This window comes from Nonomuraea sp. NPDC005650, from assembly GCF_040605375.1.
Lineage (GTDB): Bacteria > Actinomycetota > Actinomycetes > Streptosporangiales > Streptosporangiaceae > Nonomuraea.
The window spans coordinates 56,957-70,006 of sequence record NZ_JBEXCR010000062.1 but is presented as its reverse complement, the minus strand read 5'-3'; the positions used below and the strand labels follow the sequence as shown (position 1 = coordinate 70,006).

Genomic DNA, 13,050 nt, shown 5'->3' with positions numbered 1-13,050 from the left:
AGGCGCCACCCGATAGTGAGAATCGTGTGGTCCCCATGTTGTTCGGACTTCTCATCCAGGAACTCGCGAACTCTTCCCGCGAAGTCCCTGAAGGAACTCGCCCTTCGGAAAAGGCTTGTCGATGAAGGCGAGGTAGTCCCGCTTGCCCAAGTCGAATTTCATGCCGGTGTACTGTGGACCGTTGTCGATCTGACGAAGGCGTTCGTCGACGACGATGGGGATGGACGTATTGCCGAACAGGATCTCGCACGATTCTTTCTGACGTCGCATCGAGGACGTATATGCCGCTGCGGAAGTCCCGGTCTTCGCGATCAGGTCGTTCATCAGGAGAGCCAGGTCTCGGGTCTGGTTCTTGAAGAGGGGCCGGAGTGCAGGATCTATGGGATCATCCGATGTCCCAAGGATGATTCCCTTCCGAGCGTGCGCCTGCCGATAATTCCATCCATGCAGGTCAAGCGGCATGTGAGTATTCATGGAGGATGCCGCCGAGCCGGTCTCGTCGGCGTACATTCAGGTCGATGATTCGCCCGGGATCGATGATCGGGCCCGGGGCGGGACGCAGCGGGGCTGCTTGGTCCAGGGCCTGATGTGCTCGGTGCTGGTTGTAGAAGCGTTCGTACTCGCGCAGGGCGTGCCGAAGATGGCGTTCGTTCCATACGAGGCAGCGGTCGAGAAGCTCACGGCGGCACGACTGCACCCACCTCTCCATGATCGAGTTCATCCGCGGCATCCGGATGCCGGTGAGCACCGTCTTGATGCTGGCCTCGGTGAGGATCTCGTCCATGAGGACGGGGAACCTCCCGTCCCTGTCTCGGAGTAGGAAACGCGCCCGGCAGCCCGCATCGTCCAGGTCCATCACTAGATTCCTGATCGTCTGGGTGACCCAGTTCGCGCTTGGGTGCGCGGTGGTGCCGAGCACGCGGACGCCCCTGGTGGTGTGCTCGATGACGGCCAGGATGTATTGGCGCTGCCCGTTCAGGGTGATGGTCTCGATGAAATCGCAGGCCAGTAGGGCGGCGGCTTGCGAGCGCAGGAAGTCGACCCAGGTAGTGGACGCCCGCTCGGGCGCCGGATCAAGACCTTCCTGCTTGAGGATCTCCCACACCGTGGACAGTGCGACCTTGATACCGAGCGTGGCGAGCTCCCCGTGGACCCGCCGGTAGCCCCAGCCGGGGTTCTCTCGGACCAGGCGCAGAATGAGGGCGCGGATGGAGCGGACCGTAGGCGGGCGCCCGGGCCGCTTCGGCCGGCAAGTACGGGCATGAAGCTGTCTCATGAGATCGCGATGCCAGCGCAGGACGGTGTCCGGCCGGACGAGGAGCCGCAGCCGGCGCAGGAGATCGTGGGGCAGCGGGGTCAGGAGAGCGGCGAGAAAGGCCCGGTCCTCGGGCGCGAATCTCACCCGCGCCTCGCCGCCGAGTTGTCGTCGCAGGACGGTGACCTGGTGACGCAAGGCGAGAATCTCGACATCCTTGTCCCGATCCCCCATAGGGAGCAACCGCAACGCGGCGAACGTGTTCGTGATGGTGAGGTAGGCCAGGCGAAGGAGCACGACTGATCATCATGCCGCACGTTCTTCTTCTCCTGATGGTCCGAGCTCGCGCACGCGACGCGAAGGCTACATGGCCATGACCTGGACGGATGCAATTTTCGGCAGGCGCAGTCTCGGTCTGCCACCGCTATAATTATCAACTGCACGGCAATCAATTAACTAAGCGATCTAATATGTTGCAAAGTTCTTGCTACACAATCAAGAAGTTCTTCATCAGAAATATTGCTCTCGTCGCGAAGTTCTGGCATCCACACGCCGATCAAGCAGGCCCGACGGCAACCAGATCCTCAGCCCGGACAACCGCACCTACAACCGGCGCCTACGCTACCTGCGATGCCTAGGCGAACGCGGGTTCGCCCTGCTCAAAGGCCGCTGGCGGATCCTCCAGCACATCACCGCCAGCCCCAGCGCAATCGGCGATATCGTCCGCGCCGCACTTGTCCTCACCCATTTCGAACACAACTACCTACCGGAAATTCGCTGAGATCGCGTCGCTGGAGCCCTATTTTCCCTAATGCTCACACATCCCTAAGCGTGAGAGTCTCTGCAATAAGCGAACATTGAATATCACCCATATCGACATCGAAAAAAGATTGGCCGGAGATGTTCTGATACAGAATGCCTTCCAAGGTCGTTGCCGCTCTGGGCTCGTAATCGGCGGGGAGCTCAAGTTTAAGGTTCTTTATTCCGCCGAATTCTAGTTCAACAACACGCTCGTCGACATCGGGCTCCTCCCAATCGCCATAGTAGACGAAGGCGAGTGTCAGGGTGGAGCTCTCAGGGGCGATGGTCAACCTCACGATGCGGGCATCGTTGTGGAGGTCTATAATGCCCGCATCTGTATCGAACTCTATTTGTGGACCTCTGGTTGACCATGGCCGTAGCCCGATGAACAATGCCATATCAACAAGTCTTCCGGATCATGGCATTATGCCAAGTTTCTTGAAGTAGTTCATGACTATTCTGATATCGCTCCAGGTTCCAGCACGAGTGGTACCCCCATTCCACGACTCCTTGCCAGTCGGTCCCACGTGACGCGTGTAGATTTTCACATGCGGGAAACCGATCCACGTATTGCTCGGCTTGTCATAGTGTCCTCGACTGCCGACCTTGCCTACCAGGTCAATGTCATATCGATAGTCACCCATTTCGATCTGAACACGGTTCTTTCCCCAAATTTTGCGGAGTGCCTTTCCTGCATCTTCGGGAGAGCAAAAAGATGGACCTGCATTGTGGACAAGAACATCGACGCTTCCCGCTGCTACATGGTAACTGTGAAAGTCGGCGACAGTAAAATTGTACACCTGTTGGGGTGCTGCCCATCGCTTCACCGCAGCGACTTGGACCCAGGTCCCAGCGGAGGTGCGCAGCCAAGCCCCCGGCTGTAGATATGTTGCGTCAACCCATTTCTGTAGGGAAGGAACCCAGAAGGGATGCTGGGCCGTGGCAATGACCGACTGATGGTCAGCGTCGCCTTCGTGCTCTGTCCTGATGGTGATCTTGATCAGGTTCTTCGTGCCGGAGCTGTTGATTAGTGCAGTAACCTTCTTGGCTACCGTCTCCCCGGTGGTTGGATCGGTGGCCAAGACTTCGTCTCCGACGCGTACGCCTTCGATCGGCTTGCGGCTTCCGTCCGCCATCAGTACCAGCGTTCCCGGCACAAAACTGCTACACGCTTTCGCTATTTTGCTACCGCTCTTCCCAAGCGCACCGACAAGCTTGGTAAGACCTTTGACCCCACTCTTTGCTGCAACACCCACCCCTGGCACGAAATTCACAGCAAAGAGCGCACAGCCAACGATACTGCCGTTCACGCAGTCCTTTGCGTCTCCGAAGAAGAAATCAAAGACCGGGTCGTCCCAGAGGCTTCCGCCCTTTTGCTTATCCCTCCATTCCCGCCACTGCCTATTAAGCTCGTTCAGTTGCTTATCGGAGATGCCCAGCTCCTGCTGCCATTTCCTGCATCTCTCGATACCGGACGTGGGGCCAAGGCACTCATTCAAGTATTTCTTGGTGAGGGCGGCCTTGGCCGCCGCGTCCTTGACGGCCCCGCAGCCGGCCGAGCCGAACATGCTCACACAGGCAAGCTCAGACGATACGCCCTTAGCCTCCTGGATTTTTGTGACATTTACATCCCTATACCCATTCGCACGGCGGTTCGTCTTGCTGCCTGAGCAACCGCCCTGCTGGAGACAATCGATGATTCGTCCAAGCCCCGGTATAAGGCGGAGTCTCTCATATGGGTCGACATCTCCTGCAAGCGCGGCCGGGTCCACCACCTCAATAGCTCCGCTGTCGAGGCAGAACCCCATTCTGACGCAGGCGTCATCGACAACACCGCCGCCTCCATAGCAGCTTCCGATGCACGTGCCTCCGCCGCCGCTGCTTCCGCCCCCAATCATGATGCCGTGCTGGGCGTAGATATCGGCGGCGGTCTGGTAGTCGACGCCTGGCGTGTAGGCCGAGGGACCGGCGACGGAGCCGCCGCCGATGACGGCGTAGTGGCCAGTGGGGTCTGTGCCGGTCAGGGGTGAGGCGTTGGCATAGGTATAGCGGTTGGCCTGCACCGATGGGCTGGGGTTGAGAGTGGCGGTGTCGCGGCTGGTGAAGGTGGCGGTGCCGGGCTGGTACCAGCGGGCGTGCATGTTGACCTTGCCGGTGTCCGGGTCGGTGTATTCGCCCTGGTAGCCGAGATTGGTCTTGGTGCCGGTCTGGGCGGTGACGGTGCCGAACGGGTCGTAGGCGGTGGAGGTCTGCAGGGTCGTGGTGTAGGTGGCGATCAGATCGTCGTGCAGGTCGCTCAACGCGGCCACCGCGGCACCGGTGCCTTCCTTGAGGCCGAGCAGGCCGCCGCCGGGGTCGCGGGCGTAGGTGGCCTGGACGGCGCCGCCGCTGTCCCTCATGGCGGCCAGGTCGTTGCCGAGGCCGGTGTAGGCGAAGACGTCCTTGGCGGCGCCGGTGATGCGGGAGGCGAGCCGGTCGAGGGCGTCGTAGCTGTAGAGGCTGTCGCCGTCGGCGATGAGCCGGTCGAAGGCGTCGAAGGTGTAGCTGGTGGTGGCGCCCACCTTGGTGCTGGTGGCCAGGGTGCCGCGCGGGGTGTAGGTGTAGTCGGTGCCATCCCCGCTGGTCAGGCGGTTGCGTTCGTCGTAGGTGAAGGTTTTGTCGCCGGCTTCGGTGCGGTTGCCGGCGGCGTCCCATTCGTAGGCGGTGACCGCGCCGCCAGGGGCGGTCCAGGAGGTGAGGCGGCCGGCGTGGTCGTAGCCGTAGGTGTTGGTGCCCGCGCCGGCGGTGCCGGCGGTGGTCTTGGTGGTGAGGTTGTCGTCCTTGTCCCAGCCGTAGGTGATCTTGGCGAGTTGGGTGCCGGAGCCGTTCTTCAACGTCTGACCGGTGACGCGGTCCAGGTCGTCGTAGTCGAAGCTCTGGGTGCTCGCCGTGCCGCTGGTGGCGGTGATGGTCTTCAGGCGGCTGGCCGGGTCGTAGCCGTAGGTGAGGGTCCGGCCGGTGACCGGGTCTGTGGCGGTGGCGAGGCGGCTGGCGTTGTCCCAGGTGAAGGCGGCGGTTCCGGCGGCGTCGACGCGCTGGGTGGGGTTGCCGAGCGCGTCGTAGCCGTAGGCGGTCTCCTGGGTGCTGCCGCGCTGGATCTTCAGCGGCAGGTCGCGGTCGTTGTAGTCGATGCTCAGGTCACCGGCGGTGGTCAGACGGCCGGCCAGGTCGTAGTCGAGGGTGCGCGCGGCGGTGGCGGAGCCGCCGCCTTGGCCGGTCTCGGTGGTGAGGCGGCCGAGGTGGTCGAAGGTGCGGTCGATGCGCACGCCGCCGGGCTGGAGGGTGGCGGTGGCGTTGCCGGCCTGGTCGTAGAGGTTGGTCCAGGTGCGGTCGGCCGCGCTCGGGTGTGCGGTGGTGGCCGGTTCGGTCACCGTCTCAACCAGGCCGAGGCTGTTGTAGGTGGTCCAGGTGGCGTTGCCGCGGCCGTCGGTGAGGCGGGTGCGGGCGCCGGTGGTGTCGTAGCCGAAGCTCGTGGTGATCGACTCGCTCGCGGAGACCGGTTCGATGAGGGAGGTGACCCGGTTGAGCGCGTCGTAGGTCTGCCGTGTGACGTGGCCTTCGGGGCTGGTGGCGCTGGTCGGGTTGCCGGCCAGGTCGTAGCCCTGGCCGTAGGTGCGCAGCACCGTGCTGGCACCGCTGCTCGCGCCGGTCAGGTCTTTGACCGTGGTCTTGCGGCCGGCCAGGTCGTACTCGGCAGTGCTGGCGTTGCCGTTCGGGTCGGTGGTCTTGACCAGCCGGCCGGCCAGGTCGTACTCCATGCGGGTCTTGTTGTTCAGCGGGTCGGTGACGGTTTCGACCTCACCCGCCGCGTTGACCGTGAGGACGGTGTCCTTGCTGCCGTTGACGCTGCCGTGCGGGATCTGCTTGACCAGCCGGCCGGCGTCGTCGTACTCCATTTTGGAGACGTAGATGGCCGTGGCGGATTTGCGCTCGATCTGTGTGGCGGTGATCTGCCGGCCCAGGTCGTCGTAGGTGGCCTCGCTGCGGGCGCCGGTCGGATCGACCGTCGCCCGCTGCTCCCCGGCCAGGTCGTACTCGCTCACCCACGTCCCGGCCGTTTGACCGGCCGGCGCGGGGTCGGTGACGCGGACCTGGCGGCCGAGCTTGTCGTAGTCGAAGGTGGTGATGTTGCCGCGCGGGTCGGTGGTGGAGATGAGCTGCCCGGCGGCGTCGTAGGCGTGAACGGTGGTGGGGGTGAGCGCGGTGCCGCCGGGCGGGGTGTAGTTGGGCGCGCGTCGGCTGGTCAGGCGGCCGGCCTTGTCGAAGGTCGAGGTCAGGGTGCGGCCTTCGGCATCGGTCTCGTGGGTCTTGTTACCGAAGGTGTCGTATCCGACGCGGGCAGCGGGGTGGGCGTCAGTAGCTGCACCAGCTTTGTCCACCTTTTCGATTCGATGCACCTGGCCACGCATCCGCTTCAACGTGCCTTCATGTGTCAGCTTCTCCGGCACCCACCGCCATCCAGCCGAGGCGTTATGGCCTAGGGCCAGCCGTGATCATCGCACCTGGAAGCGCGTGCGCTCCTGCCATCAACTGCTCACCCGACGATGAGGCGCCCGGGCGAGATCTCGTCCTCAGCTCTGGCTCACTTTGAGCACGATCTTGCCCTGGTTGTCGCGCCTTTCCAGTCGTCGGTGGGCCTCGTCCGCCCGCTCCAGCGGGAAGACCGCCCCGACAGGGACACGGTAGGCGCCGGCGACGACCCGGTTCGCGATCTCCCTCAGGTCCTCGCGCGGATCGTATCCGTGCTCGAGCAGGTTGGTGAGCTGGAACCCGAAGATGGAGGCGTTCTTGGGGTAGAAGTCGCGGGTGTCGATGGTGCTCGCCGCCAGTGCGACGTTCGCCAGAGCGACCACACGCCCGGCGTAGGCGACCTGTTTGAGGCTGTGGGCGAAGACGTCACCGCCCACGGTGTCCAGCACGACGTCCGCGCCGCCTCCGCCGGTCAGGCGCAGGACCTCCGCCACCGCCTGATCGCCGGGGTGGGCGGACGTGTCCACTGTCGCGTGGGCCCCGAGTTCGGCGGCCCGGGCGGCCTTGGCGGACGAACCCGCCACGGCGATGACCTTGGCCCCCAACTCGGCGGCGACCTGCACCGCCGCGCTGCCGACCCCGCTCGCCGCGGCGTGCACCACCACGGTCTCGCCTTCGCCCAGCCTGGCCAGGTGGCGCAGGCAGTACCAGGCGGTGAACCAGGCCGTGGGCAAGGCTGCGGCCTCGATCGCGGCCAGGCCGTCGGGTAGCACGCACACCCGGCCCGCTGGTACGGCCGCGAGTTCCGCGTACAGTCCCGTGCCCGTCGCCATAACGCGCTGGCCGATCCGGACGTCGTTCACGCCCGCCCCGACCGCCTCCACGACGCCGGCCCCTTCCAGACCCGGAATCAGCGGAGGTCGCCCCGCGCGGTGGTAAGCGCCGGCGCGGATGAGCGCGTCCGCCCTGTTGACACCTGCCGCCTCGACTCGCATCAGGACCTGGCCCGGCCCCGGCACGGGGTCGGGCTCCTCCGCTGCGATCAGTACCTCCGGGCCGCCGAACTCATCGATCCGCACCGCGCGCATGCCGCATCCCATTTCTTTCGACACCAGTTGAACCGGTGTCATCGTCTGACACCGCATGAACCGGTGTCAAGCGGGTAGGATCGGCGCATGACCGCACCAGCCGCGGACGATGCCCTGCTGGCGTTCCCGTTCATCGGTGGGCGCCCCTGCCTCGACTTCGTCGCCACCCTCGGCAAACGCCACTCGGTGCCCGTCGAACGGCTTCGTGGCCCCGACTCCTTCGGCCGCTGGATCGTCGAGGCCGGGCTGCAGTCCCAGGAACCGGTCATCTCGCCGGAAGATCTGGCCGCGGCCCGGGTGCTGCGCGAGGCGCTCTATCGGCTGCTGACCTCCGCGATGCACGGCAGGCGTCTCGACCCGGCCGACGTCGACGAGACCAACCGGGCCGCCACACGCCCGGATCTCGCGCCCCAGCTCGTTCGCCGCGACATTGACGCGGTAGCCCTGGGGCATGCGCGCGGCATCGCCTCCGCCGTGCTGGCGACCATAGCCCGCGACGCGGTGCTGCTGGTCGGCGGCCCGCTCATGGACCGGGTCAAGGAGTGCGAGAACAGCGGCTGCTCACTGCTGTTCCTGGACGACTCGCAGGCCCGACGACGGCGCTGGTGCTCCATGGAACGCTGCGGAAACCTGGCGAAGATCGCCGGCTATCGCGCCCGCAACCGAGCCGCCTCTCGCAAGCCCTGAACACTGCCCTGCCGACAACATCATCCAACCTCGACGAAGCCGGTTCTCCCCTGACCGCTTGAGCGGTGCCGTCGGATTGGCCCCTGCCTCGAGCGCGGGTGCCGGTGCGGCAGATGGTCATGGGTGCGGCGCCACGAAGCTGCTACACCCCGGCGACGCGTCCGACGAAAAGGGAACGGGTCGGCGGATCGGCGCCTGTCAGGGTCATTCCAGAGAGGATGGGTCATGGCCACGACTCCCCCTGCACCTGCGGAACTTCCCCAGCACCACACCGTGGGCCGTGTCCCACTCATCAGCGGGAGAAGTACATCTCCTGGCTCAATGAGCATGCGCCTCGCTACGCAGCCGCCGACGCCATCGACGACCCCTTCATCGAACGCCTCCGCGAGCACTTGCCCGAAACCGACGACATCCCTGAGTTCGAGCCCTTGCGCCGAGCGCTGTCACCTGCCGCGCGCGATCTTTTCGACTTCGACTGGGATGACGCGCTCACAGATCCCTGGCCCGATGCTTGGGAACTGGCCCTCGAAATTCGCGACGCGTGGCAGCCGCTCGTCCTGCGTTACGAACGCGGCGCCCCCCGTCAGGCGGTCGCCCGGTATTTCGGGGTCGACCGATATCACTTCACCGACGAATCCCTCCACGACCCCGACGCCCAAGGAGCCTACGGCCCTTCGCGACTTCTCCACGAGGCCGACCGGCTCTCCCAGCTCGACCGCGCGGCCCAGCAGCTCGAAGTGCTGCTGCGGGACCACGCCGCCGGCGGCGCGCTACGAGCGGATCAAGTCTGACGGTGCTGGTGCCCGCCTGCTGCTGGTGCCTGCCTGCCGTTGGCGGCCACCGCCGTCCTGGGCCGAACGGGTCACGGGGCATCCCTGAGGCCGGCCCCTTCCGGGATCGCGAAGGGCGTAGTTCTTCGGCACGCTGTTTCCTGGCGGACCCAACCCAGACGGCTGACCAGACCCTTCCGACACGCCCGTTCCAGGCAGGCCCAACCCCGACGGCCGACCAGCTCCAGCCGGCTCGCCGACACGCCGATTCCTGGCGGGCTCAACCCGGACGACCGATCAACTCCATCCGGCTCGCCGACACGCCGGTTCCGGGCAGGCCCAACCCCGACGACCGACCAGCCCCTTCCGGCTCGCCGACACGCCGGATCCAGGCAGGCCCAACCCGAACGACCGACCAACTCCATCCGGCTCGCCGGACGTCTCCGCGGCCCGGCGTCCACTCTGCCCAGGCCCGTTCCACCGCCCTCTTCCAGCTCGCGACCGGTCGGCCGGTCTGCCCGGTGCCGTTCTGGCGCGCGTGCTCGCCTGGCAGCGCGCCGACATAGGACTGGCTACGTCGCCGAGTTCAGGCGGTGAGCCCCGTACTGACCGCACGAATCTGGAAGGAGCACATCCACGATGAGCCCGGCCCACCCGACCGAGTGCTGGCTCACGCCAAGCGCTCAGACCCGCCCCTCGCCGATCAACGGCAGCGGCCTGTTCGCCATCGAACGCATCCGTCAAGGCGCGGTCATCATGCGGCTCGGCGGGCAGCTGATCGACGATGAGACCCTGGCCTCTCTCACACCGCCCTACAGCAGCCTGACTGTCGAGGAGGGCCTTCACCTGCTTCTCGATCCCGCTCATCCGGTGCGCTACGGCAATCACTCCTGCGAGCCCAACCTCTGGCACCGCGACGCGACGACGGTGATCGCACGATGCGACATCAACCCCGGCGATGAACTGACCATCGACTACGCCACTCACACCGGCGTTGAAACATGGTCGATGGCCTGCCGCTGCGCCAAGCCCCGCTGCCGACGCACCGTGACCGGCCACGACTGGCGACTGCCTGAACTCCAGTCCGCCTACGGCACTCGCTGGAGCCCGCCACTACTCGATCGCATCAGAACCGCCACCAGGCGGAGGCGTTCAGACAGTTGGAACACCTGACGGCGGCAAGGCTACGGCGCTCGACCAGGTCAGCACCGACCGCTGATCAGCCGCTGCAACTTTTCTGACCCGTTGATCATCGAACGGAGTCGGATCTCGGCGAGATCTGGCATGCACGCTCCCTCGTGAAAGCGCCAAGCCGATCAATCACCCACGATGAGGACTGTCTATGACGTCTACCGACGACGCGGCCGAGCAGACCTCCGGCAAGCCGACTCGCCGTCCAGGGCTGCTGTTCCGTAATCGTGACTACACCGGCTGGTGGCTCGGCGAGACTGTTTCGGAGTTCGGCAGCGCGTTGTCGGTCGTCGCCTACCCGCTGCTGGTCCTCGCAGTGACCGGCTCGGCGGCGGGAGCCGGCGCGGTCGAGGCGGCCGCCAACATCGGCTTCCTGGTCACCCTGCTGATCGGTGGGGCGCTCGCCGACCGCTTCTCGCGCCGCACGATCATGCTGGCCGGACCGCTCGTGCAGGCGGTCGCCGTGAGCACGGTGGTGGTGGCGGTGGCGCTCGACCGCGTCACCGTCCCGCACATCGCCGCTGTGGGGTTCGTGCAGGGCCTGGCCGGTGGGCTGTCCGGCGGCGCGGAGTTCGCCGCGCTGCGCCGGGTGGTGCCGGAGCACCAGTTGCCGACCGCGTTCGCGCTCATGCAGGGGCGGACCATGGCGATCAGGCTGGCCGGGCCGTCCGCCGGAGGGTTCCTGTTCGGCATCGCGCGGGCGGTGCCGTTCCTGGTCGACGTGCTCTCCTTCCTCGTCAGCGCGGTGGGCGTGCTGCTGATCCGCCGCCCCCTCGGCCCTGACCTGGACGAGCACGAGCCCCGGGAGCCGGTCCTCGCGAGCATCGCGGGCGGCTTCCGTTTCATCCGCGGCCATGCCTACCTGCGGTTCATGACGGTGTGGATCGCGCTCGCCAACGCCTGCAACGGCGGGTTGTTCCTCCTGGTCGTCGTGCTGGTGCACAACCGGGGCGGCAGCGCCGTGCTCGTCGGTGCGGTCACCTCCCTCGGCGCGGTGGGCGGGCTCGCCGGATCGCTGCTGTCCGGATGGATCACCCGGCGGGTGCCAGGGCGGCTGCTCGCCATCGCCTCGTCCTGGTTGACGGCCGCCGTGGCCGTCGGAATCGCGTTCGCGCCGCACCCATGGCTGATCGGCGGGTTGATGTCGCTGATGATGTTCCTGGCCGGGCCGATCAACGTCGTCCTGGCCACGTACGAGGCGCGGACCATCCCGGACGCGTTGATGGGGCGGGTCTCCAGTGCGATCAACTTCGGGGCCTGGTCGATCCGGTGGCTCGGCGCCCTCGGGGCCGGTGTCCTGGCATCGGCCTTCGGACCGGTGGCGGCGACGACGGTCTTCGCCGGGGTGCTGGCGTTGATCGCGGTGAGCACCATGGTCGCCAAGGGTCTGTACGTGCTCAACCGGCCCATCGACGAGGTCACCTCGGGCTAGCGATCGTCTCGAGTGCCGACGACTGGGTGATCTGGGCGGAGGGATCGGCGGGCGCCTCCTCGCCGATCCCCCACCGCCATGGCCGACTTGCCGATCTCGACCGGGAGGGTGTTCAGCCGCAAAGGGCCCGGATCGGATCTCATCTCCGCCCACGCATACGGCCGACCCAATGGATCCTGCAACTGCCCGCGCATACGGCCGACCCAGCGGATCCTGTGACCAGCCACGTATGTGGCCGGCCCAGCCAGATCCTGCGACCGGCCGCGCGCCGTCGGGCTGGGCCTGCCCGCCGCCATGGCCGCGAACGCCGTATCGAACCGGCGGCGGCCCAAGGCCACCACGCCACCACCCGCCCCGCTTTGATGCTGCGGCCGGCCGCTCCCCGTTGGTCTCTTGACGACCTGCAGCTCGGCGCGACCAGGATGTGGGCGGGGGTTGGTGCGGGGCGGCGTGGGAGAACCGCTCCCGCCTGCGGGGCCGGCGTGCTATCCGCCGATGTGTGGTGCGCGGGCGGCGGCGGAGCCGTCCCGGATCACCTCGCCGGTGAGGTTGCCGTTGGCTCCCGAGCCCAGGAAGACGATGAGGTTGGCCACATCGTCGGAGGTGGAGAGCCTGCGGGTGGGCGTGGCAGCGGCGAGGGCGTCGGTGACGAACGCCGGAATGTCCGGGCGGCTGTCGGTCAGGGTGAAGCCCGGCGCCACGACGTTGACCAGGATCCCGTCCCGGCCGCTGTTCCAGGCCAGGCTGCGGGCGAGGCCGTACAGACCTGATTTGGCGGTGCCGTACGGGCCAGGACCGGGCAGGCCCTCCTCCGCGACGCTCGAGGAGATCAGCACGATCCGGCCCCAGCCCTTGGCGCGCATGCTCGGCAGGACCGCGCGGACGGAGGCCGCCGTACCGATCAGGTTGGCGCTGATCATCGCCTCCCACTCCCGCAGCGGCACGTCCTCGAACCGGAGGCTGGGATCGGGCGGGCCGTCGCCGCCCCAGCGCACGGCGTTGGCAATGAGGACGTCGATCCCGCCCCAGTGTTCGACGACGGTCGCGACGGCGCGGTCGACGGCGGGGAGGTCTTCGAGGTCGAGCCGGACGACGTACGCCTGCCCGCCGGAAGCCTCGACGTCGGCGGCCACCTTCTCGGCGCGGTCGGGGTTGTTGCGGTAGGTGATCGCCACGCGGGCGCCCTCGCGTCCGTAGGCGCGGGCGGTCGCGGCTCCGATCCCGGTCGACGCGCCGGTGATCAGGACCACGCGGCCGTTGAGATCTGTGTTCATGGTGTGGTTGTCCTCTTGTCTTCGCTGATCGGGGAGAGAGTCA

At 66.5% G+C, this 13,050-nt stretch carries 11 protein-coding genes; 5 read left to right on the top strand and 6 right to left on the bottom strand.

Annotated elements, in window-relative coordinates:
* Window positions 1–51 precede the first annotated feature (51 nt).
* Entirely contained in the window at window positions 52–324 is a 273-nt protein-coding gene (locus ABZS69_RS59645) for a histidine phosphatase family protein (RefSeq protein ID WP_355391509.1), read from the bottom strand.
* A gap of 127 nt (window positions 325–451) precedes the next feature.
* Complete coding sequence (locus ABZS69_RS59640; RefSeq protein WP_355391506.1) at window positions 452–1,552, bottom strand: integrase core domain-containing protein; 1,101 nt, start codon at window positions 1,550–1,552, stop codon at window positions 452–454.
* 187 nt (window positions 1,553–1,739) lie between these two features.
* Between ABZS69_RS59640 and ABZS69_RS59635 the strand changes: the two genes are divergently transcribed.
* A complete protein-coding gene (locus ABZS69_RS59635; protein ID WP_355391503.1) occupies window positions 1,740–2,036 on the top strand; it encodes a transposase family protein in 297 nt (98 codons plus the stop codon).
* A 34-nt stretch (window positions 2,037–2,070) separates the two neighbouring features.
* Here ABZS69_RS59635 and ABZS69_RS59630 read toward each other — a convergent pair whose 3' ends face one another.
* The 3 genes from ABZS69_RS59630 to ABZS69_RS59620 all read right to left on the bottom strand — a co-directional run bounded on the left by ABZS69_RS59630 (window position 2,071) and on the right by ABZS69_RS59620 (window position 7,653).
* Window positions 2,071–2,454, bottom strand: coding sequence for a hypothetical protein (locus ABZS69_RS59630; protein ID WP_355391500.1), 384 nt, complete (start codon window positions 2,452–2,454; stop codon window positions 2,071–2,073).
* A gap of 18 nt (window positions 2,455–2,472) precedes the next feature.
* Entirely contained in the window at window positions 2,473–6,543 is a 4,071-nt protein-coding gene (locus ABZS69_RS59625; RefSeq protein ID WP_355391497.1) for a polymorphic toxin-type HINT domain-containing protein, read from the bottom strand.
* A 123-nt stretch (window positions 6,544–6,666) separates the two neighbouring features.
* Window positions 6,667–7,653, bottom strand: a complete 987-nt coding sequence (locus ABZS69_RS59620; RefSeq protein ID WP_355391494.1) for a zinc-binding dehydrogenase — start codon at window positions 7,651–7,653, stop codon at window positions 6,667–6,669.
* An 87-nt stretch (window positions 7,654–7,740) separates the two neighbouring features.
* Between ABZS69_RS59620 and ABZS69_RS59615 the strand changes: the two genes are divergently transcribed.
* From ABZS69_RS59615 to ABZS69_RS59600, 4 genes are all read left to right on the top strand, one after another.
* A complete protein-coding gene (locus tag ABZS69_RS59615; RefSeq protein WP_355391491.1) occupies window positions 7,741–8,340 on the top strand; it encodes an ABATE domain-containing protein in 600 nt (199 codons plus the stop codon).
* 392 nt (window positions 8,341–8,732) lie between these two features.
* On the top strand, window positions 8,733–9,131 hold the full coding sequence (locus ABZS69_RS59610; RefSeq protein WP_355391488.1) for a hypothetical protein: 399 nt from the start codon (window positions 8,733–8,735) through the stop codon (window positions 9,129–9,131).
* 618 nt (window positions 9,132–9,749) lie between these two features.
* The gene (locus tag ABZS69_RS59605) at window positions 9,750–10,283 is read left to right on the top strand and encodes an SET domain-containing protein-lysine N-methyltransferase (RefSeq protein ID WP_355391485.1); all 534 of its coding nucleotides are present in this window, start codon (window positions 9,750–9,752) and stop codon (window positions 10,281–10,283) included.
* A gap of 169 nt (window positions 10,284–10,452) precedes the next feature.
* Complete coding sequence (locus tag ABZS69_RS59600) at window positions 10,453–11,733, top strand: MFS transporter (protein ID WP_355391482.1); 1,281 nt, start codon at window positions 10,453–10,455, stop codon at window positions 11,731–11,733.
* 485 nt (window positions 11,734–12,218) lie between these two features.
* Here ABZS69_RS59600 and ABZS69_RS59595 read toward each other — a convergent pair whose 3' ends face one another.
* Window positions 12,219–13,007, bottom strand: a complete 789-nt coding sequence (locus ABZS69_RS59595; RefSeq protein ID WP_355391480.1) for an SDR family NAD(P)-dependent oxidoreductase — start codon at window positions 13,005–13,007, stop codon at window positions 12,219–12,221.
* Window positions 13,008–13,050 lie beyond the last annotated feature (43 nt).